Origin of the sequence: Burkholderia sp. NRF60-BP8 (assembly GCF_001522585.2) — a bacterium.
GTDB lineage: Bacteria > Pseudomonadota > Gammaproteobacteria > Burkholderiales > Burkholderiaceae > Burkholderia.
This window is the reverse complement of sequence record NZ_CP013372.1, coordinates 1,655,098-1,673,797: the sequence shown is the minus strand read 5'-3', so window position 1 is coordinate 1,673,797 and position 18,700 is coordinate 1,655,098. Positions and strand designations below refer to the sequence as shown.

At 64.9% G+C, this 18,700-nt stretch carries 17 protein-coding genes; 5 read left to right on the top strand and 12 right to left on the bottom strand.

Annotated elements, in window-relative coordinates; all coding sequences use genetic code 11:
• Positions 1-173: 173 nt before the first annotated feature.
• The 12 genes from WS54_RS07840 to sapR form a co-directional block, all read right to left on the bottom strand.
• Positions 174-1,160, bottom strand: a complete 987-nt coding sequence (locus WS54_RS07840) for a fimbrial protein (protein WP_059822187.1) — start codon at positions 1,158-1,160, stop codon at positions 174-176.
• 353 nt (positions 1,161-1,513) lie between these two features.
• Complete coding sequence (locus WS54_RS07835) at positions 1,514-4,168, bottom strand: fimbria/pilus outer membrane usher protein (RefSeq protein ID WP_059783156.1); 2,655 nt, start codon at positions 4,166-4,168, stop codon at positions 1,514-1,516.
• Between the two features lie 214 nt (positions 4,169-4,382).
• Complete coding sequence (locus tag WS54_RS07830; protein WP_059783158.1) at positions 4,383-5,138, bottom strand: fimbrial biogenesis chaperone; 756 nt, start codon at positions 5,136-5,138, stop codon at positions 4,383-4,385.
• Positions 5,139-5,272: 134 nt separating this feature from the next.
• Entirely contained in the window at positions 5,273-5,815 is a 543-nt protein-coding gene (locus tag WS54_RS07825; RefSeq protein ID WP_059783161.1) for a fimbrial protein, read from the bottom strand.
• A gap of 701 nt (positions 5,816-6,516) precedes the next feature.
• Positions 6,517-6,771: a GlsB/YeaQ/YmgE family stress response membrane protein gene (locus tag WS54_RS07820; protein ID WP_034204657.1), complete on the bottom strand. Its 255-nt coding sequence runs from the start codon at positions 6,769-6,771 to the stop codon at positions 6,517-6,519.
• Between the two features lie 129 nt (positions 6,772-6,900).
• Complete coding sequence (locus WS54_RS07815; RefSeq protein ID WP_034204658.1) at positions 6,901-7,677, bottom strand: ABC transporter ATP-binding protein; 777 nt, start codon at positions 7,675-7,677, stop codon at positions 6,901-6,903.
• Positions 7,674-8,588, bottom strand: coding sequence for an ABC transporter ATP-binding protein (locus tag WS54_RS07810; protein WP_059783163.1), 915 nt, complete (start codon positions 8,586-8,588; stop codon positions 7,674-7,676). Before WS54_RS07810 ends, WS54_RS07815 begins: the two co-directional genes overlap by 4 nt.
• A 1-nt stretch (position 8,589) precedes the next feature.
• Positions 8,590-9,504, bottom strand: a complete 915-nt coding sequence (gene nikC, locus WS54_RS07805; protein WP_034204660.1) for a nickel transporter permease — start codon at positions 9,502-9,504, stop codon at positions 8,590-8,592.
• Between the two features lie 66 nt (positions 9,505-9,570).
• Complete coding sequence (locus WS54_RS07800) at positions 9,571-10,641, bottom strand: ABC transporter permease (RefSeq protein ID WP_059783165.1); 1,071 nt, start codon at positions 10,639-10,641, stop codon at positions 9,571-9,573.
• Between the two features lie 10 nt (positions 10,642-10,651).
• The gene (locus WS54_RS07795; protein WP_059783167.1) at positions 10,652-12,253 is read right to left on the bottom strand and encodes an ABC transporter substrate-binding protein; all 1,602 of its coding nucleotides are present in this window, start codon (positions 12,251-12,253) and stop codon (positions 10,652-10,654) included.
• Between the two features lie 62 nt (positions 12,254-12,315).
• Positions 12,316-12,879: a D-alanyl-D-alanine dipeptidase gene (ddpX, locus tag WS54_RS07790; RefSeq protein WP_059783169.1), complete on the bottom strand. Its 564-nt coding sequence runs from the start codon at positions 12,877-12,879 to the stop codon at positions 12,316-12,318.
• Positions 12,880-12,896: 17 nt separating this feature from the next.
• On the bottom strand, positions 12,897-13,781 hold the full coding sequence (gene sapR / locus WS54_RS07785) for a sap1 transcriptional regulator SapR (RefSeq protein WP_034204663.1): 885 nt from the start codon (positions 13,779-13,781) through the stop codon (positions 12,897-12,899).
• A gap of 247 nt (positions 13,782-14,028) precedes the next feature.
• Here sapR and WS54_RS07780 point away from each other — a divergent pair, with 247 nt between their 5' ends.
• The 5 genes from WS54_RS07780 to WS54_RS07765 all read left to right on the top strand — a co-directional run bounded on the left by WS54_RS07780 (position 14,029) and on the right by WS54_RS07765 (position 18,689).
• Complete coding sequence (locus tag WS54_RS07780) at positions 14,029-14,277, top strand: helix-turn-helix domain-containing protein (RefSeq protein ID WP_034204664.1); 249 nt, start codon at positions 14,029-14,031, stop codon at positions 14,275-14,277.
• A gap of 3 nt (positions 14,278-14,280) precedes the next feature.
• Positions 14,281-15,615: a type II toxin-antitoxin system HipA family toxin gene (locus tag WS54_RS07775; RefSeq protein WP_059783171.1), complete on the top strand. Its 1,335-nt coding sequence runs from the start codon at positions 14,281-14,283 to the stop codon at positions 15,613-15,615.
• A gap of 28 nt (positions 15,616-15,643) precedes the next feature.
• Positions 15,644-15,994, top strand: coding sequence for a hypothetical protein (locus tag WS54_RS33610; RefSeq protein ID WP_159086657.1), 351 nt, complete (start codon positions 15,644-15,646; stop codon positions 15,992-15,994).
• A gap of 37 nt (positions 15,995-16,031) precedes the next feature.
• A complete protein-coding gene (locus WS54_RS07770) occupies positions 16,032-17,288 on the top strand; it encodes an oxalate decarboxylase family bicupin (RefSeq protein WP_059783173.1) in 1,257 nt (418 codons plus the stop codon).
• Positions 17,289-17,381: 93 nt separating this feature from the next.
• A complete protein-coding gene (locus WS54_RS07765; RefSeq protein WP_059783175.1) occupies positions 17,382-18,689 on the top strand; it encodes an Nramp family divalent metal transporter in 1,308 nt (435 codons plus the stop codon).
• The last annotated feature ends 11 nt before the right edge of the window (positions 18,690-18,700 follow it).

The window sequence follows — 18,700 nt, the reverse complement described above, 5'->3', positions numbered from 1 at the left end:
TTGAGGGCCGACGCTTTGCCCGACAGGTAGGCCCGGCCGTCGCGACATGCGCCACGGTGTCTTCGTTGCGGGTGCGGCTGGACCAGCTTCGTGACGCGGGTGCTTCACGATGGCTGGTCGCCGCATGCCTTTCGACGATGCCGCTGCATTTTGCTGCGGGATCGCTAGACCCGTTATTGATAGCTGAACGTAAAAGTCGCACGCGCGTTCGCTCTACCAGCCGAGACCTTGGCGCCGGTTTGTAGATATCGCGCGCTCAGTGGAATGGTCAGTCCGGCTTGCCCCTGCGCGATCGTGCCCGCGTACCATTGATTGATGTTGCCGACTGCGGCCGAATCCGGCCCGAAACGCAACAGTGCATCACCTTTCAGAATCTGGACACCGATCCCGGACGCTGTCGAATCCTTCGACATGGACAGCGTCGTCGATGTATTGCCTGGTGTGGTCGCGTCGGTGAGCGTCACGTGCGCGTTGGTTGACGTTCCCGCGCTCCCGCCGGAGCAGGTGAGCGAGATGCTGAACATGCGTGGGGGCGTCGTTGTGCCAACTCCTTGAAACGAGTGCATGTGGACCGTACCCATCGGTACGGTGATCAGTGGCGTCGCAACCTTGCAGGTCGGTACCTTTGGCTGAATCAACACGGGCTGCGAAAATCGATAATCGACGAGAAGCTGCCCGTTGGCCGAGTTTACTCGATATTGTGCGTACGAACCACTCAGTACGCCGGCAGCCGTGATATTGCCTGTTTTGACCAGTTCGATCGTCAGAACATAGTTCTGGTCCCACGTGACGTTAGTGGCCGATCCCGAAGCAAAGGGAAGTATCCGATTGCTGGAGAATAACCGCATGCCGATATTGGGAACTGATGTTGGATAAATATTATTTGCCGATGGAGTTCCAACTCCACCTATATGGTTTGCAAACGATTGGTCGCATTTGGCCGACGCTTGACCGCTGGCATTAATGAACGTCGGGGTTCCGCTGGCCCTATATATTACTCCTCCAATCGGAATCGAAGTTGGATCGAAAGGTGGTGGGGCGAATCCAGAAACGTTCGCTATAAAATAGTTTAAGCCATCGGTGGTGTTTGATGTGCAAGCCGCCCACGCAGAATGTGAAATGCTTGTTGAAATCAAAGCCAGCAGAATAGGTAGTCTCATCGGAGTGTTTGTCCTTGTAACCCAGCCAGATCTCGCGTGGGAAGTAAAAAATTCAGATTGGTACGTGGCCGACGTTGTGTTTGAGCGATACGTGGCGATTTTTTGTCTGATTTAATTTTGCGGTTTGATATGATTTGCTATCACTAAGGGGGTATTTGTGATGACGCAATCAATGAGATTTTTAAAAAAATAGTAATTAAAATTATTCAAAATTGTTAAGGCTGGTGAAGCGAGGCCGGTGAGAGTGACGGGTTTCAATGTGGAATCCTCAAATAATTCGACCAGAGGGTGGCCGGCGCAATCGCATGCCGTAATTTTCAAACCGGGCACGCGGCCGACTTGCCGGCGCGGCGTCATTGCGCCGCGCCGGCAAGTCGAGATGGGACGACGTTCAGTGCATGGGAAACGCGTGGCGCTGCAACTGCGCAAGTTCCGTTCACCCGCAGCAGGTCCTGTGACTTGCGCCCTTTCTCGCGCAACGGCAGCGCGTACGCGATACGGCAAATTGAAGAAGCGTCTTCACCCCATTTGACGGTCAGTTCGCCCTTGTTCTGCAATCCGCGCGCAAAGATCTTGCTTGCCTGGCCGACCGAACCGATTTCGGTGCCATGCTCGTCGAGCACCTGCGCGCCGAACGGCAACGGCGTGCCGTCGGACTGCGACGCGCGAATCAGCGCCGAGCGGCCCGATACCGTTGCAAACTTCAGCAGCGTCACGGACCCGGCACGCGGTGCAATCTGCTGGCTGCTCACCTGCAGCTCGACGTCGGTCGACAAACCCTTCGGATCGATTTCGACGGTGTTCATGCTGTACGGCGTCAGATAAGGCACCACTGCATATCCGCGGCTGTTCACGCGCACGCCCGACGCGTTGATCACGCGTGCACCTTCGGCGTCAGGCGCTTCGATGATGCCGATCGTGTCCGACAGCGGCTGCGACAGCGTCACGCCGCCCGGATGCGCGACCACCGCGCCGCGAATGCCGATCGACCCTTGCGAGTAGCCGGTGCCGGTGCCGACCGCTCCGCTGAATTCGGCATACGGGCTGCGATACAGCGCATTCACGCTTCCGCCGGTGGTGGAACTGCCCATTCCGCCCGACGCAGGGTTCACGGTCACGCCATAGGACAGATTGTTGTCGGTGCCGAGCGAGCCCGACAGCATGGTCTGCGCCTGTGTGCGGCCGCTGGATTCGTGCGAGACGTTCCCGGTCATCGTCATCGGGGTCGCCTTGCCCAGCGGAATCGTCACGCTTGCGTAGTACAGGGTGTCCGCCGTACCGATCGCATTGCGCTGGCGATTGGCCGAAATGCTGTAACCGATGTTCCGGAACGTGTTGTTGTAGCCGATGGTGTAATTGACATCCGATCCGCTGCGGTTCCAGTAATTGACGGTGGACGCCGTCAGGTTCAGTTGCCCCCAACGCTCTCCGAGCCGCTGGCTCATCGTGACCGACGCACGGCTGCGTTGGCGCCACACGTTTTCGATCGACAGGTTTTGCGCGGCCAGATCGCGCGCGCGCATTGCATCGTTCAGCCCGAGGAACCCGCCGGTCGAGTAACGATAGGCGGCGATCGCGACGTTGGTGCCGGTCTGCGCGACGTCCTTCATGTAGCTCAAGCGGAAGCTGGCGCCGCTGAGGCGGCCTTGCCCGTGCAGCGCGGTGCTCGCCTGCGTGACGTCGGCGCCGATCGCGCCGAGCGGCGTATTGAATGCGCCGCCGACCATCGCCGATACATAGCCTGCCGACACCGTGACGCCGCCATAGCCGGTCAGCAGATTCGTCAAGCCGCGTTGCCAAGTGCCTTGCGCGAACAGCGGATGAGACGAAAGCTGCGTGTCGCGCAGCGCGCCGACGACGAAGCTGTAGCGGCTGACGCCCGGGCGCAGCGACAACGGCACGGCTGCATACGCGACCGAGAACGAATGCGTGTTGCCGTCCGCCTCCTGGACGGAAACGTCCAGGTCGCCGCCATAGCCTGTCGCGTACAGATCGTTGATCTCGAATGCACCGGGAGCGACACTGGTTTCATAGATGACCATGCCGTTCTGGCGAATCGTGACCTTCGCGTTGCTGTTCGCGACGCCGCGCACGGTCGGTGCGTACCCGCGCAGCGAGTCGGGCAGCATGCGGTCGTCGGACGCCACGCGCATGCCGCGAAACGCGGTGGAGTCGAACAGTTCCCCGGTGGTATAGGCCTCGCCGAGCGTCAATTGCGACGCTAGCGACGGCAGGTCGCGCTGCACGTAGGTGTTGATGTCCTGATACTGGCGGTTGCCGCGCGAGTCGAACATGAACGACCCGTCATGGCGGAAGTGCCAGTTCCCGAGGTTCACGCCGCCGTTCACGCCGAGATAACCCTGCGTCTGCGTGCCGCCGCCCTGGCCGCTGTTGTGGGTGCCGTACAGATTGAAGTTGTAGCCCAGCATCGCCGCGTTGATACCCGAATCCCACAGCTCGGGGCTCACGTAGCCGCGCGCGTTGCGGGCGAGCGAAACCTGCGGAATGCTCAGGTCGAGACGCTGCTCGCCGAAATCGAAGCGGCTGGTCGCCCCGCCGACCAGTTCGTCGATCGGCAGGCACGCGTCTTCGCCTTCGCCCGAGATTCTGGCGAGCAGTTCCGGAGTCAGCTTCTTCCAGGCGACGCCGACGCGCTCGAGCAGCTTTGCATCGAAACAGGCTTGCGCGTCCATGTTCGTTTCGACGGCCTTGAACGGCACGTCGCCGCGGGCGACGCGGTTCTGGTTGACGTAGATGTCGACGCTGTACGTGCCGGGCAAGACGGTATTGCCTTTTTCGAAGCGGGACACATCCACGCTCTGGCTGCCGCCTTGGGGGAAGAAATGCTGGTCGAATTCGACCTGAGCCAATTTCGCCGGCCGAGCGGGCGCGTCGTTGGCCTGCGCGTCCAGCTGATACGTGGCGAACGTCGACAGCAGGAGCGCGCACAGCGGTTTGATGCGAGGCGCTACGCTACAGGCGGCGTGGTTCGACCGTTTCGAGATCATGCATGACACTCCGAGGTGCCCGTCGATACGTATCGCGGGCGATCAGGGCAAAGGGATGCCGCCAGAGGCGTTGTCAGCCTCTGATTGCCGCCTCGTCGGAGGCACGAATTGGGGCAAACCGTGGGATGGGCAGTCGACCGGCGGAAGGCGCGAACGCGCCTCCGGTTACTTCAGCGGGTCGGGTGCCAGGGAACGCGACGGAATCGCGGTGTCGTCAGGGCGTGTTCTTGCCGGACGACACCGGCTGCGTGGCCTTGATGCCGCCGCCCCAGTCGTTGATGCTCGTGTAGTCGACCTCGGCGCCGGGTTCCGCGCCAGCCGTCAGGCCCTGGACCGGAAACAGCGCGGAGTCGCCGGGCTTGATATAACCGGCGCCGGCATCGAGCGCCTTGCCGCCCGACCGAAGCGTGACGCTGCCCAGGTTGACGAAGTACGGCGTCGGATTGGTGGCCTTCAGTGCATAGCCCTTGCCGTCGCGGACCACCTGCCATTTCGTCTGTACGGGTGCTTCGTCCGCCTTGCCCGGCAAGTTTTGCGGACGAAAAAATACCTTGATGCGCGTGCGAAACGCGAGTTGCAATCGACTCGCGTCTTCCGCGTTTTCCGCCTTGGGCGGCACTTCCAGCACGTTCAGCCAGAACATCGTCTCCTTGTCCTGCGCGAGCGGCTCCTTCGTGTAGATCAGCCGCAAGGTCTGGCCGTTGCCGGGATCGAGGCGGAACATGGAAGGTGTCACCGTAAAGGGCGCGTCGATCTTTTCCGGCGATGTGTTCGCGTCGCCCTTGTCGATCCAGGTTTGAACCAGGGCCGGCGTCTGTCCGTCGTTGGTGAGCTTGATCGTGACTTCGCGCTCGTTGGCGGGGAAGATCACGCGCGTGCCGGCGATCACGATGCTTGCGTGCGCATTCGCGGCGAACAGGCTGGCCGCGATGGACGCGGCAGTGAATAGTTTCCGGCAGAGGTATTTCATGTGAATCCCTTCTCCAATTCGATATAGATCGATGCGTTGTCTTGCGAAGCCGACTCGCGAATCCCGGAGACGGCTTGACAAGCCAACGTGGTTCGAACGGCGGCCCTGACTTAGCGACCGCCGAACGCTACGCTTTACTGATAGCTCATCGTGTACTGCACACGCGAATTCGCGGGGCCGGCCTTCAGCGCGGTGCCGAGCGATTCGTACTGCGCGTAGTAGTTCAGCGTGGCGGCGCCGCCCGTGATGTCCACGACCTGGGAGTTCTGGGAGTTGTATGCCGCGCCAGCCGCGATGTGCTGGAACGAATCGTTCAGCAGACCGATTTCCACGCCCTCGGCGCCACCGGCGTCGACCATGAGGCGACCGGTGGCCGTGTTGATCGTCGGACCCGATTCGAAGAAGGTCGCAACCTTGCCGGTATCCGGCTGGCAGTTCGTCAATTTCAGCTGGAACGGCGTGCGGCCGGCCGTCGATCCCGCTGCTTTCAGTGCGTCGGTCGACACGGGCGGCAAGGCCACCGTGAAGTTGTTGGCGCTACCGCCGCCGTTGATCGTGCAGGTCGTCGCGACGATCGATCCGGTGAAGTCGATCGTGCCGTCGAACGCGTGTGCTGCCGGCGCCATTGCGACGATGCTTGCTGCTGCCAGTGCGGCGGAAATGATGGTTTTGGTCATTCGAATACCTAATTGTTAAATATGCTTAACATAGAGGGAGGTTGAAATCGCCCGCTTCGATTCTCTTTATTCCGACCGGGGGAAATTGAGGTCTGCACGAGGCTGAATTCAGGACGAATTATCGAGTGACCCAAGATTTTGGGGAATTTGACGAATTCGAATTCGAATTGATTTTTTGTAGTACAAGTACTAAGAATTTATGCCTCTTTCGGAGGCGAGATGATTGCGCGGAGGTCCGGATCCTTGTGATGCAAGGATCTGGGCGGTTTTGCAAGGGTTTTGCCGTTCGTGGATCAGCACACGCCGTCGTGGTTCGACGAGCGTTTGACGTTCATGTGCATGTCATAATTTCGGCAGATGTTGTCGCTCGAACTGTTCGATTCCGCGACGAATGGTGAATGCCATATTGCGGTATCACGATCGGCGATGTGATGCCCGACGCAGACGGCTTCAATGCAAGCGGGCTTGTAGGGCCGCGATCCCGGACACGAAAGCGCCACGCCGCGGAAAGCGTGCGGAACCCGCGGTGGACGGCGTCCGCGATGGCGTGAAGGGGCGGTCACGATCGCCATCGTCGGCCCATGCTCGTTGCCCGGATGTGGCATCGACGAGTCGGCGCGCCGGCGAATGGCGGTTCGCCAAAGAAAACGGCCGCTCATCGAGATGAGCGGCCGTGTTGTACCGGATTCGCAGATCCGCGATCAACCCGCGCGCTTGCGCACCGCGCCGACGATCACGAGCAGCACGATCGCACCGATGATCGACGCGATCCAGCCGGCGCCCTGGCCCGGCGCATACCAGCCGGCCGCGCGGCCGACATAACCGGCGACGAGCGAGCCGACGACGCCGAGCACGATGGTCATCAGGATGCCCATCTTGTCGTCGCCGGGCTTGAGCGCGCGGGCGAGGAGGCCGACGATGAGCCCGACGACCAGGGTTTCGATGAATTGCAGCATGAACGCCTCCCTATTGCTGTTGAGCTGTTGAAGAAAGGAAATTGACCCCTGCGGTGCGCACGGGTTCCATGCGGCGGCAAGCCGGCGCGTGGCGTGCGCAGTATCGCATGCGTTCGCGTCCGGCGGATGTCACGTGGCGGACGCGTCGGCCACCGGATCGAGGCGGCGATAGCCTTCGGTCGCGTTCAGCAGCGTGCGCGTGTAGTCGCGTGCGACCTGTCCGGCGCGCACGTCCTCGATGCGCAGCTGTTCGACGATCTGGCCATGCTGCATCACCGCGACGCGCTGGCACAGGAAGCCGATCACCGCGAGGTTGTGGCTGACGAGGATCATCGTCAGATTGCGCTCGCGATGCAGGCGGCGCAGCAGGTTCAGGATCTCGGCCTGTACGGACACGTCGAGCGCCGACGTCGGCTCGTCGAGCAGCAGCACGCGCGGCTCGACGATCAGCGCGCGCGCGATCGCCACGCGCTGGCGCTGGCCGCCCGACAACTGGTGCGGGTAGCGGAAGCGGAACGCCGGGCCGAGCCCGACCTCGGACAGCGCGCGGGCGATTCGCGCGTCGGCGTCGCCGATCGCATGGATCGACAGCGGCTCGCGCAGCGTCTGGTCCACGGTGAAGCGCGGATGCAGCGACGCGTACGGATCCTGAAACACCATCTGCACGTGGCGGCGGAACGCACGATCGGGCGTGCCGCCCACCGGGCGGCCGTCGATCGACAGGCTGCCGGACGCGAGCGGCGCGAGGCCGGTCAGCGCACGCAGCAGCGTCGACTTGCCGGAACCCGATTCGCCGACGAGCCCGAACACTTCGCCGTCGCGTACCGCGAAGCTCGCGTCGCGCACGGCGTCGACGTGACCCGTGCGGGTCGGGAAACGGATCGATGCGTGATCGACGTCGATCATCGTGAGGCCTCCTGTCGATCGGTGCGTACGACGGCCGGCGGCGCGGGGTCGAGCCATGCCGGGTCGCGCCGCAGCACCGGCAGTTCGTCGGGCGGGTTCGCGAGCGGCGGATGCGCCGCGAGCAGCCCGCGCGTATAGGGATGAGACGCGTCGCGCAGGTCGCGCGCGGCGCAGGTTTCGACCACGCGCCCGGCATACATCACCGCGACGCGGTCGCAGAACGACATCACGAGCGGCAGGTCGTGACTGATGAACATCAGGCCGGTGCCGTGTCGCGCGATCATCGCGTCGAGCACCGCGAGCACTTGCATCGACACCGCAACGTCGAGCGCGGAGGTCGGCTCGTCGGCGATCAGGAGGCGCGGACCGGTCGACACCATCATCGCGATCATCACGCGCTGGCCCATGCCGCCCGACAGCTCGTGCGGATACGCATCGGCGACGCGCGCCGGGTCGCGGATCTGCACGGCAGCGAGCGCGTCGACGATCCGCTCGCGCAGCGCGCGGCCGCGCAAGCCCGGCTCGTGCAGCCGAAACGCTTCGCCCATCTGCTTCGCGACCGTCATGACCGGGTTCAGCGAATATTTCGGGTCCTGCAGGATCATGCCCATCTGGCTGCCGCACAGCCGGCGGCGTTCGCGCGGCGACATCGCGAGCAGGTCGTGGCCCGCGAAGCGCATCGTGTGCGCCGACCAGCGCGCGGCGTCGGGCAGCAGGCCGAGCAGCGCACGGCCCGTCAGCGACTTGCCGGAGCCCGATTCGCCGACGATGCCGAGCCGTTCGCCCGGTGCGAGCGTCAGCGACAGGTCGCGCACGGCGTCGGTGACGCTGCCGTCGTGTCCGCGGAAACCGATCTTCAGCCCGTCGATCTCGCAGAGCGGCGCCGGCGCGGCGGTGGAATGCATCGGCATGTCATGCTCCATGGCGGGGATCGAAGACGTCGCGCAGCCCGTCGCCGAGCAGGTTGAACGCGAGGCTCACGAGCAGGATCGCGATGCCGGGCAGCGTCGCGACCCACCACGCGTCGAGCAGCACGTTGCGGCCCGACGCGACCATGAAGCCCCATTCGGGGCTCGGCGGCTGCGCGCCGAGGCCGAGAAAGCCGAGGCCCGCGACGGTCAGGATGATGCCGGCCATGTCGAGCGTCGCACGCACGATCACCGACGACATGCACAGCGGCATGATGTAGCGCAGCAGGATGCGCGGTCCCGACGCGCCTTGCAGCCGCGCCGCATGGATGTAGTCGGCCTGCGCGATGCGGATCGTCTCCGCGCGCGCGAGCCGCGCATACGCGGGCCATGCGGTGATCGAGATCGCGACGACCGCGTTGATCACGCCGGGGCCGAGCGCGGCCGCGAATGCGAGCGCGAGCACGATCTTCGGGAACGCGAGCGCGATGTCGGTGATGCGCATCAGCACGCTGTCGACGAAGCCGCCGCAATAGCCGGCCGTCGTGCCGATCAGCAGACCGATCGGCACGACGATCACGACGACGAGCAGCGCGATGCCGAGCGTCAGGCGCGACCCCGCGATCAGCCGCGAAAGGATGTCGCGGCCGAGCTGGTCGGTGCCGAACCAGTGCGACGGCGAGCCGGGCGGCAGCAGCCGGTCGGCCAGCACCTGGCGCAGCGGATCGTGCGGCATGATCAGCGGGCCGACGATCGCGACCGCGATCAGCGCGGCCAGGATCGCGAGCCCGAACAGGTTGAGCGGATTCGCGGCGAAGCGGCGCCAGCGGCGGTACGCGAGGCCGAACGCGGCCTGCGAGCGCGACGCGGGCGCATCGGAAAGAAGCCACGCGCGCAGCGTGAGACGCTCGGCATTCATGATCGGGCGGCCTTCGGGGTGGACGGGGAAAGAAGCGGGGCGGAAGCGGTCATGTCGAAGCGGCCCTCAGCGCGCACGCGGATCGAACACGCGGTACAGCGCGTCGGTCAGCAGGTTGACGGTGATGAACATCGCGCCGATCACGAGCGTCGCGCCGAGCACCGCGTTCATGTCGGCGTTCAGCAGCGCGCCGGTCAGGTACGAGCCGAGCCCCGGCCACGCGAACACGATTTCGGTCAGCACCGAGCCTTCGAGCAGGTTGCTGTACGTGAGCGCGATCACGGTGAGCAGCGGCACCGCGATGTTGCCGAACGCGTGCCGCCAGATCACGCGCCGCTCGGACAGACCCTTCGCGCGCGCGGTGACGATGTATTCCTGGCTCAGCTGGTCGAGCATGAACGAGCGCGTCATGCGGCTGAGATACGCGACCGAGTAGTAGCCGAGGATCGCGGCCGGCAGCGCGATGTGCGACACCGCGTTGCGCAATACGTCCCACTCGCCGGCGAGCGCCGCATCGAGCAGCAGGCTGCCGGTGCGCGGGTCGACCATCCCGTCGTACACGGGATCGAGCCGGCCGGGGCCGCTGACCCAGTGCAACCGCGCATAGAACAGCAGCAGCCCCATCAGCCCGAGCCAGAATACCGGCACCGAGTTGCCGATCAGCCCGACGAAGCGCGCGATGTGATCGATCGGCCGGTTGTGCTTCACGGCGGCCGCGACGCCGAGCGGCACGCCGATCGCGATGCCGATCAACGTCGCGATCGTCGCGAGTTCGAGCGTGGCCGGGAACACGCGCCGGATGTCGTCGAGCACCGGGTTCGCGGTCAGCAGCGACACGCCGAGGTTGCCGTGCAGTACGTCGCGCGCATAGATCAGGAATTGCGTGACGAGCGGCTTGTCGAGCCCGAGCGCGATGCGCTCGGCCGCATAGGCGTCGGCCGATGCGCGATCGCCGAGAATCGCGAGCACGGGATCGATCGGCACCTTGCGGCCGATTACGAACGTCAGCGCGAGCAGCCCCGCGAACGTGACGGCGAGCGTGAGCGCCCAGCGCAGCACGCGCAGGGCCCAGCGCACGGCCGGGCGCCGCGCGGGCAGCGTGCGCAGGGCTTCGAGGGAGGAGGCGGGAGTCGACATGCGGCGAATCTTATTGCTTCTTCAGGTTGCGGTACGACACCAGATCGTTGATCGGCCCGACTTCGAGCCCGCTCACCCCGGGCCGCGTCGCGACCTGCGCGACTTTCTCGAACATGATCACGAATGGCGAGCGCGCGAGCACTTCCTTCTGCATCGTCTGATACAGCTGCGCGCGTTTCGCGGCGGTCGGCTCGGCGAGCGCGGCGTCGGTTTCCTTCGTCAGTTGCGGGATGTCCCAGCTGTTGCGCCAGGCCAGCATTTTATAGCTCGACTTGTCGGAGTTGTCCGGATTCCACGCAAAACCTTGCGCGTTGCTGTGCGGGTCGATGTAGTCCGCCGACCATTCGCCGATGTAGATGTCGTGCTGGCGCGCGCGGTATTTCGCGAGCGTCTGCTTGTTGTCGCCGGGGATCAGCTGAACCTTGATGCCCGCCTGCGCGAAGTTCGCCTGCACGGCCTGCGCGATCTCCGTGTACGGATAGTCGTTGCGCACGTCCATCGTCACCGAGAAGCCGCCGGGCACGCCGGCCTTCGCGAGCAGCGCCTTCGCCTTCGCGACGTCGAGCTTGTACGGGTTCGTGTTCAGCGTGCCGAGGAAGCCTTCTGGCAAGAAGGTCTGGTGCACCTTGTAGGTCGTCTTCACGACGTTGCTCTGGATGCCCGCATAGTCGACGAGCCATTTCAGCGCTTCCTGCACGTCGGGTTTCGCGAGCGTCGGGTTCTTCGTGTTCAGGCCGAGATACAGCAGCGTCGCCTGCGGCGATGCCGCCACCTTCGCCTTGCCGGACTTCACCACCGACGCGAGATCGTCGGGGCTCAGGTCGCGCGCCGCGTCGACGTCGCCGTTTTCCAGCAGCAGGCGCTGGCTCGCGGCTTCGGGCACGTGGCGCAGCACGATGCGCTTCATCGCGAGCGGCAGCCGGTAGCCGTCGAAGCGTTGCAGCACGAGGCTGTCGCCGGCCGTCCACTTGACCAGCCTGTATGCGCCGGAGCCGGCTTCGTTGGTCTTCAGCCACGCGTTGCCGAAGTCGTTGCCCTGCTGATGCGACAGCAGCAGCTTCTTGTCGAGCACCGATGCGGGCCACGAGCCGAGCACGTTCAGCACGAAGGTCGGCGCGTACTTGCGGTCGGTCGTGATCGACACCGTCGCGTCGTCGAGCTTCTTCACGTTCGCGGCGACGTTCGCCTTCGTGAGGCCGATGCCGGTCAGCACGGCGGCCGGCCCCTTGTCGAGCAGCACCGCGCGCTGGATCGACCACGCGACGTCGTCGGCCGTCAGCGAGTTGCCCGAGTGGAACTTGAGGCCGGTGCGCAGCTTGAACGTATAGGTCAGGCCGTCGGCGCTCACCGTCCACGACTGCGCGACGTCGCCGTTGAATTTCGACGGATCGCGCAGATCGACGCGCACGAGCCGGTCGTACGTGTTCGCGACGTATTCCTCCGGCACCAGCTCGTAGATCTCACCCGGGTCGAGCGTCGTGAATTCGTCGAGCAGCGTCGCCATCACGAACAAGTCCTTCGGCGTTTCCGCATGGGCGGCGGAAAGCGGAACGGCGGCGAATACGGGCGCGGCGGCCAGCGCCGCGACGAGCCGGGATGTCGGGAATTTCATGTGCGCTCCATCGGTCGTTGAAGTCGTTGAACGTGAACGGAAAAGGGGGGCGTGCTTCGTCGTTACATCAGGCGCCACGGGCCGCTCGCCGCGTCGTCGATCTGCGGCAACGCGCGAGAGCCGGGCAGTTCGTAGTGCCACCATTCGCTGTCGATGTGCGCGAAGCCGGCCGCGTGCATCACGCCGAGCAGCAGCAGGCGATTGCGTTGTACTTGCTCGGGCAGTCCCGCATGAAAGTGGCCCGATGCGGCGACCATCTCGTCGAAGCCGGTGCCCATGTCGAGCGGCGCGCCGTCCGCGCCGACGAGCGTCAGGTCGAGCGCGGTGCCGCGGCTGTGATTCGAGCCGCGGCCGAGATCGGCGACGAAGTTCGGATCGGGCAGGAAGTCCCACAGGACCTGCTGCGCCTGCGGCGGCCGGTAGGCGTCGTAGATGCGCAGCGTGAAGCCGGCCTGCGCGGCGACGTCGACTGCGCGGCGCAATGCGGCTTCGGCCGGCTCGAGCAGCAGACAGTGCGCGTTGCGGTAGATCGGCTTGCCGGTCAGATTGCGCGCGGTCGCATAGACGAGCTCGATATCGACGCGATGCGTGGCGGGCGTGATTTCGACGAGACGGTGATCGTTCATCGGCAGGGTGGGCTCGCTCATGATTCGAATTGGTCGAACGTGCGCTGCAGTTCGCGGTTGCGCGCGACGCGCCGGTCGATCGCGGGGCCGAGGCGGTCGACCACGGCCGTGATCAGCAGGTTGAACAGACAGGTGAGCGGTGCGAGCGAATCCCAGAACTGGCCGACGTCGGTCTTCACCTGCAGCAGGTCGGCCGGCCATTCGCGCGCCCACGGGCACGACAGATCGGTGACCAGCGCGAACGGCTGGCCGAGCTCGGCGGCCGCCTGGCAATAGCGGCGCGCGCTGCGCGAATACGCGCGCGTATCGGTGACGACGCAGTACGGCCGCTCGAATTCGGAATTCAGCGAATCGACGTACGAGCCCGACTGGCCGTCGGAATAGAACACGCGCGGGCGCAGGTATTCGAGGTAGCTGCTGAATGCGTTGCTGATGCCGCGCGTCGACTGGATGCCGAGGATGAACACGGCGTCGGCCTGCGCGATGCGGTCGGCGACCTGCGCGAACACCGGGCCTTCGGCCAGGCGGTACACGTGGCGGATCGCGTCGAGCTCGCGCTCGAGCGACGACGCGAGCGGGCCGTCACTCCCGTTGCCGCGGTTGCGTTCGGCCGGTTGCGTGCCCGCGACGCGGCGGTATTCGTCGAGCCGGTCGGTGATCATCCACGGACGATCGCCGCCGCCGCGCAGTTCGCGCTTCAGGTCGTCGAGATTGCGGTAGCCGACGCTGCGAAGAAAGCGCCCGACCGAGATACCGCTGGTGCCGGCCTGCTGCGCGATCTGGTCGGCCGTCTCGAGCCCGAGCCGATCGAGGTTCGCGAGCATGTAGCTCGCGATGCGCTTGGCCGTCGGCGTCAGCTCGGCAAAGCGGGATTCGACGGTACGGGCGAACGCGCAAGTCATCGGATGTTAGATTGTTGTCGTCAATGGATCGAATGTCATCCATCTAACAAAGCCAAAATCATTCGCGCCAGCGGATAAAAACTATGGTGTGAGGATGACTGATAGGGTCGGTCCAAAAGCGGGGTGTCGGCGCGCAGGCCTCTTTTTATGCCTGTCATGCATATTTTGCGTTTATGCATGTGGGGAATAATTTGCGTTTATGCCTGTCAGGAATATACTGCGCATATTGCCTACAGGAATACGCGCCGTGAATTTCATCGTCAATACGCCCGCGCAACTGGGCGAAATCCTGTCTTCGGCGCGTCAGGCCAAGGGCCTGACGCAAGCCGAAGCGGCCGTGCGAATCGGCGTGGGCCAGTCGCGGCTGTCGCTGCTCGAGACCACGCGTACCGAAAGCCTGTCGCTCAGGCAATTGCTGGAGTTGACCGCGCTGTACGGTCTTGAACTCAGCATTCGCACCAAGGACGGGCGCGACGCCGCCGCCGCCGAGTGGTAAGCGATGGGCCGCAAATCGCACACGCGCGCGCTGTCGATCTGGACGAACGGCCAGAGGGTCGGCACATGGCGGATTCCCGTGCGCGGCGACATGGAACTGCTGTACGACGCCGGCTGGAAGCAGTCGGCCGTCGGCCGCCCGTTGTCGTTGTCGCTGCCGTTCGGTGTCGGCGATGCCCCGTTGCGTGGCGAACGCGTCAATCATTACTTCGACAACCTGCTTCCGGACAGCGACGCCATTCGGCGCCGATTGGCCGCCCGGTTCGGCACCGCGACGACCGAGCCGTTCGATCTGCTTGCCGCGCTCGGTCGTGATTGCGTCGGGGCGGTGCAATTGCTCGGCGAAGACGATGCGCCAACCGGCCTCGATCGCATCGACGGCACGCCGCTGTCGGACGAGGACGTCGCCCGCGTGCTCGATCAGGCGAGCGGCGTGGCGACGGGGGGCGAGGACGACGACGATTTCCGGTTGTCGCTCGCCGGTGCGCAGGAAAAGACCGCACTGCTGTTTCACGACGGGCGCTGGATGCGTCCGCACGGCGCCACGCCGACGACGCATATTCTCAAGTTGCCGCTCGGGCTGGTCGGCAACAAGCGCGCCGATCTCACGGCCTCCGTCGAGAACGAGTGGCTGTGTCTCGCGATCCTGCGCGCGTTCGGCCTGCCGGCGGCGCGTGCTGAAATCGTGCGTTTCGGCGCGCACAAGGTACTGTCGGTCGAACGGTTCGATCGGGTGTTGCATCGCGACGGCGGATGGCTGTTGCGCTTGCCGCAGGAAGATTTCTGCCAGGCGCTCGGCGTGCCGCCTCACCTGAAGTACGAGTCGCAGGGCGGCCCCGGCGTACCCGATCTGGCCGGCCTGCTGCGCCGTTCGGAGACGGCGCGCGAGGATCTCGACACGCTGTTCGCCGCCCTGATCGTGTTCTGGATGCTCGCTGCGCCGGACGGGCATGCGAAGAATTTCAGCCTGCGGCTGCTGCCGGGCGGCCGTTTCCGCCTCACGCCGCTCTATGACGTGATGTCGATCTGGCCGGTCGAAGGCGATGGCGCGAACCAGTGGTCGTGGCACAAGGCGAAGCTCGCGATGGCCGTGCACGGCAAGCGCAAGCACTATGCAATGCGCGATATCACGCGACGGCACTTTGCCGCGATGGCCGAATATTGCCTGCTCGGCGATATCGCGACGCCGATCGTCGAACGGCTCGTCGCCGCGACGCCGAACGTGATCGAGTCGGTCGGCGCGGCACTGCCTCCCGGCTTTCCGGCCAGGGTCGCGGAGCGCATCCTGGGCGGATTGCGGTTCGCCGCGCAGCGGCTCGCCGACATGCCGCGGGAGTAAGCCGCGCCCGACGCGGCCCGGTTAGCCGGTGGTCGCCGGATCGGCGTTCACCCGTTTTCCGTTTTTCACGATCGGTTCTCCGAATCGGCTGCATCGCATCGGCGATGGCACGTGGCGCGCCTCGATTGCTTCCCGTCGCCATGCGCGACGTCACGACCTGCCGCGGTCGTATTTCCGCATTCACCGCACCCCACCGATTCGCCGACATCCGCCGCCGCCCGGCGTTCCTCCGCACCGCAATAATTACAAAATTAAAGTCGATCAGATTAAGTCATTAATTCAGGTTAATAATTCATTTAAGTTTTTCTGTGATTTGGATTTAACTTGCGTCACGGGATGTTTGATTTTCGATAATCCGAAAACGGCAAGTATTCCGTAACCGGAATTCTCTCGATCGCAAGAATGAAGAGGAAATCATGACGAATCTTTCTCGACGCAAAATGCTGGCAAGTACGGCCGGCGCCATTGCTGCGGCGGGCATCGCGGTATCGGCCAAGGCCGCCTCGTTCGGCAATCCGGACAGCCCGCCGGAAGGCGCGGTGAATGCACGCAATCGCCAGAGCCTGACCGACCCGGGGCCTAAAAATCCGGCCATCGCCAATCAATTTCCGTCTTTTCAGGATCCGCCGGCCACCGATATCAACGGGATGCCGTTATTCTGGGCGTCTTTCAATAATGCCCATAAACGCATTCAAAATGGCGGCTGGGCGCGCGAAGTGACGCAGGACGATTTCGCGATTTCCGAAACCATTTCCGGCGTCAACATGCGGCTGACGCGCGGCGGCATTCGCGAGATGCACTGGCACCAGCAGGCCGAGTGGGCCATCATGCTCGACGGCCGCTGCCGGATCACGGTGCTCGACGAGCTCGGCCGGCCGTCGGTGCAGGACGTCAAGACCGGCGATCTCTGGTATTTCCCGCCCGGCCTGCCGCATTCGCTGCAGGGCCTCGGCAGCGACGGCGCCGAATTCCTGCTCGCATTCGATAACGGCCGCGCATCGGAATTCAACACGCTGTTGCTGACCGACTGGATCGCGCATACGCCGCCCGACGTGCTCGCGCTCAACTTCGGCGTGCCGGCCGACGCATTCAGGAACGTGCCGCTCGACAACCTGTGGATTTTCCAGGGCGACGAGCCGGGCCCGCTCGCGGACGCGCAGCGCGCGTCGGCCGCGTCGGCCGGTGCGCCGCCGCATCCGTTCGTCTTTTCGCTCGGCGACATGAAGCCGGTCAGGAAGACGCGCGGCGGCGAGGTGCGGATCGCGGACAGCACCAACTTCACCGTGTCGACGACCGTCGCGGCGGCGCTCGTGACCGTGCATCCGGGCGGCATGCGCGAGCTGCACTGGCACCCGAACGCCGACGAATGGCAGTACTACCTGCAAGGCGAGGCGCGGATGACGGTGTTCGACACGGGGCCGAAGGCGCAGACGGCCGACTTCCGCGCGGGCGACGTCGGCTATGTGAAGAAGAGCCTCGGTCACTACGTGCAGAACACCGGCCGGACCGACCTCGTGTTCCTCGAGATCTTCAAGACCGACCGCTATGCGGAGGTGTCGTTGTCCGACTGGCTCGCGCATACGCCGCCGAAGCTCGTCGAAGCGCACCTGAACGTCGCGCCGGACGTGATCGCGCAGTTTCCGCGCAATCGCCCCGACGTCGTGCCGCTGTAACGCCGCCATCGTCCCGCCACGGCCGGCAGCCGGCAAGCCGGCCGCGGCACGTGCGCCCGAATCGGTCTTACTCATTCGAACGGAAACTCCACCATGCTTCCCGTCCCGAGCAAACCTGCCGGCGGCTTCGCGCTGCCGGGCCGGCCCACCGAGCACGCCGACGGCGCGGCGCGCGCCGCGCTGGAAGGGCGCCGCACCGGCGTCGCCGCGCTGCTGCCGTTCGTCGGCCCGGCCGTGATCGCATCGATCGGCTACATGGACCCCGGCAACTTCGCGACCAACATCCAGGCCGGCGCCGCATACGGCTACCGGCTGCTGTGGGTCGTGCTGGCCGCGAACGCGATCGCGATGCTGTTCCAGGCGATGTCGGCGAAGCTCGGCATCGTGACCGGCCGCAATCTCGCCGAACTGTGTCGCGACCGCTTTCCCGCGCCGGTCGTGTGGGCCATGTGGATCGCATCCGAGATCGCCGCGATGGCGACCGACCTCGCCGAATTCCTCGGCGGCGCGCTCGCGTTCGGATTGTTGTGCCACCTGTCGCTGTTCGCGGGGATGGTCGCGACCGCGTTCGCGACCTGCGCGATCCTCGCGCTCGAAAAGCGCGGCTTCCGGCCGCTCGAAGCGGCGATCGCGGCGCTGGTCGGCGTGATCGGCGCGTGCTATCTCGGCGAGTTGCTGATCGCGCCGCAGGACTGGCGTGCGGCCGCGTTCCACCTGGTGGTCCCGCAGATTCCGGATCATGCGGCGCTGACGATCGCAGTCGGGATCATCGGCGCGACGATCATGCCGCACACACTGTATCTGCATTCGGGCCTCACGCAGGATCGCACCGCGCCGCGCGACGACGCGCAGCGGCGGCGGCTCGTGCGTTTCTCGAACCGTGAGGTCGCGATCGCGCTCGGGCTTGCCGGATTCGTGAATCTCGCGATGGTGATGATGGCGTCGTCGGCGTTCCGCGTGGCCGCGCCGGGCATGACCGACATCGGCGATGCGTATCACACGCTGGTCCCGGTGCTCGGGCCGGCGGCCGGCGCGCTGTTTCTCGTCGCGCTGCTGACGTCGGGCGTGTCGAGCTCGGTGGTCGGCACGATGGCCGGGCAGGTCGTGATGCAGGGCTTCATCCACCGCCGCCTGTCGATCTGGGTGCGGCGCGCGGTGACGATCGCGCCCGCGTTCGCGGTGGTCGTGCTCGGCTGCGACGTGACGCGCGCGATGGTGGCGAGCCAGGTCGTGCTGAGCTTCGTGTTGCCGATGCCGATGATCGCGCTGGTGGTGCTGTCGGCGCGCAAGGACGTGATGGGCGCTTACGCGATGCGGATGCCGCTGCGAATCGTCGCCGGCGCGGCGACGGTCGTGATCGTCGGGCTGAATGCGTACCTTGTATGGGCCGCGTTCGATTGAATGCGTGCGTG